The following is a 2,889-nucleotide window of genomic DNA, read 5'->3' as shown; positions in this document are numbered from 1 at the left end:
GGTAACAGGGTATCAAAAAGAAAAGGGATCTCGCTGAAAACGTAAGGTATATAGTCTGCCATATTATCCCAGATGGCATTCCGTGTCGGTGCGCCGGTGAAAAGCGCCACATGCCTGAAGCTTCCGGCATACTCCGGCTTGCAGTAAGGCGCTTCGCCCATGGGAACCATGTGGACAATCTGAACATCCTTCAATTCACCAGCCCGTTTCATCAGCTCGCCAGGAAGCACCCTCGGTTCTCCGCAGGCATGTGAAAACGCTATTCTGTCGCCTGATTTTACCCTTTTCACTGCCTCCTCAGCAGTGCATATTTTCTCGCCGTAACGCTTCATTACTCTCCTCCTCCGTCAACACCACGTTTGCTTTGCTCGAAGACCTCACGTACGAACAAATTTAATCTCCTTTGTGTCGGGTCAGGTTTCATCTTCTTTGTCAGGCACATCCTTGAACATCCGTTGATACATATCAGCACATCGTCATCTGTAGCGGAAGCCATCTTTTCCAGGATCTTCCTTATCTTTCTGGGATCTACCTCCGGGTTACAGTTGCCGCAGTATTTTACACGTCCCACAGATCAACCCGGGCTATCAGCTCCTCTTTATCCCTGCAAGTTCTTCTGCAAGTTCAGCCTTATAATCAAAGTTTGCCAGCCTCCCTATCATGATCTTCTGCGCCTGCGGGGATCCTGCTCCGTGCAGCGACTCCGTGAGATAACCCACTGCGCCCATTCCGAGGGTAAGGTTTTCTATCAATCTCTGCATCCTGCACCTGTCCTCTGTGCTGTACGCCGTCGCGCTTTTGAAATACTTTTCAAGATATTGACCTATCTCGGGATTCTTGAAATCCTGTTCCCCCGGCAGAGTCACCACAAGGCCTCCTGCTATGTCCTGAGCTAAGCGGGAGATCAGATACGGCAGCTGTGTTACATGGAGTTTGCATACATTCGCCAGCATCAGGTCAATAAGATACGTTCCTGAACGTGTGGGTTTCCCCTCGGCCGAACAAGCCACACCGCAGGCATAAATCGTTTCGTTCAGGTGTGTCATCTCTACCAGCTTATCCTTCACGTGCGAAGCCTTTTCGATACCCTGGATCTTTGAAATAGCCTGGGCAGCTCCTATCAAAACGTCTCCTACCCCGCTCTTGCATCCACCGTAGCTCTGTCTGTGGTATCCCGCGAACCTTTCCACGAGCGCCCCTGAGTGCTGATATTCACCACACATAAAAACCCTTTCCCAGGGCACAAATACGTCATTAAAGACGATAAGCGCTTCCTGACCGCCAAACATCGCATTCCCAACATCTATGTCACCATCTTCAAGCCTTCTCGTATCGCAGGACTGCCTGCCGTAGATATAGAGTATCCCCCTGGCATCAGCCGGCACCGCAAAAGAAACAGCGTAATCCTTGTCCGCTTCCCGCATTGTCTGTGTAGGCATAACCAGTATCTCATGGGAATTGACCGCTCCTGTCTGATGCGCCTTCGCGCCCCTGACCACAATACCGCCGGGCTTTCTTTCGACAACGTGGACAAACTGATCAGGGTCTTTCTGTTCTGAAGGGGCAAGCTTTCGGTCCCCTTTCGTATCGGTCATGGCGCCATCTACAACAAGATCGTTGTCCTGCACATACTCAAGGTATGCCCGGAATCTTTTATTGTAGTCTGTCCCGAGCTCCTCGTCCATCTCATAGGTGACAGAATCAACGGCATTGAAGCCGTCAAAACCGACGCAACGCTGAAAACAGCAGCCGGTCTTTTGACCGAGTACTCTCTGCATCTTGACCTTTTTTATAAGGTCTTCAGCGCTCTGGTGGAGGTGCGTGAAACGGTTGATCTTTTTCCCCGTCAGGCTTGATGTAACTGTAAGGAGCTCCTCATGCTCCGGCTGCGCGCTCAGTTCATAGGTCATCGCACAGGAGTTTATCGAAGGCCGTATTATAGGGTGATCCACGTAGTTATCTATCTTCTCACCGCCGAGGAATATATGTTTTTTGACCCTTCTCAAGCTCTCGATGTATTGTTCAGACGTCATGAGTGCCATAATCTCCTCCTTTCATGATTTCTTTATAATAGTAAAGCAATTTATGTGCCATTATGAAGACCGTTAGGCGTGAGGCGTGAGGCGATAGGCGATAAAAATATAACATTATATAACGCTTTGAATTAACTGAGTATTTTTATCAATAGGAAGCTGGATGTATTGCCTTTTTTTGTTACAATTTCAGTTTTCTATTACATTCCATATCATATGCTGTGCAAAGGTGAACTACACTGATGCAACTTTGCATCAGCATGAGCTTTAAAGAGGGCATTTGTCCCTTTTATGTTGCGATATACGATATACGATGTATTTATTTATACTGCAAGATACTGTTTCTTGATCGCATCATCTTTCTTAAAGGTCTCTATATCGGATTCGTATCTGATATACCCTTTATCGATAATCGCAACGCGATCTGAAACAACCATGGCGAACTTGATATTTTGTTCCGACAGCAGGATAGTTGTCTTCACCTCTTTCAGTTTAAGAACAAGGTCCTTCAGGGTTTTCACCATAACAGGGCTTAAACCCTCGGTAGGCTCATCGAGGAGAAGCACCAGGGGATTACCCATGAGTGTTCTCGCTATGGTGAGCATCTGCTGCTCACCGCCGGATAATGTTCCACCCGGCCGCGACTGGAAATCCTTTAAAACAGGAAAGAACTCATAAACGAGGTCAAGATTCCAGATACCTTTTCTTCCCTTACCCATTGTCGTACCGAGGATCAGATTCTCTTTTACCGTGAGGGGTCCGAAGATCTTACGGTCCTCTGGTACAAGACCAACGCCAAGGCGGGCAATCTTATAGGGTTTCATCCCTGTTATATCTTTTCCTTTAAAATAAACCT

At 47.7% G+C, this 2,889-nt stretch carries 4 protein-coding genes; all 4 read right to left on the bottom strand.

From position 1 onward, the window contains the following. On the bottom strand, nt 1–332 hold a 332-nt coding region (locus tag PHU49_08240; protein ID MDD5243992.1), incomplete at its 3' end, for a hypothetical protein. Continuing rightward, on the bottom strand, nt 332–571 hold the full coding sequence (locus PHU49_08235) for a hypothetical protein (GenBank protein MDD5243991.1): 240 nt from the start codon (nt 569–571) through the stop codon (nt 332–334). The genes PHU49_08235 and PHU49_08240, both read right to left, overlap by 1 nt. A gap of 16 nt (nt 572–587) precedes the next feature. Next, nucleotides 588–2,042, bottom strand: coding sequence for a 4-hydroxyphenylacetate 3-hydroxylase family protein (locus PHU49_08230; GenBank protein ID MDD5243990.1), 1,455 nt, complete (start codon nt 2,040–2,042; stop codon nt 588–590). 314 nt (nt 2,043–2,356) lie between these two features. Beyond that, the coding region (locus PHU49_08225; GenBank protein ID MDD5243989.1) for an ATP-binding cassette domain-containing protein at nt 2,357–2,889 on the bottom strand (533 nt) is incomplete at its 5' end.

Source organism: Syntrophorhabdaceae bacterium, assembly GCA_028713955.1.
GTDB lineage: Bacteria > Desulfobacterota > Syntrophorhabdia > Syntrophorhabdales > Syntrophorhabdaceae > UBA5609.
The sequence above is the reverse complement of the archived record's forward strand: the minus strand, read 5'-3'. Positions and strand labels throughout refer to the sequence as shown.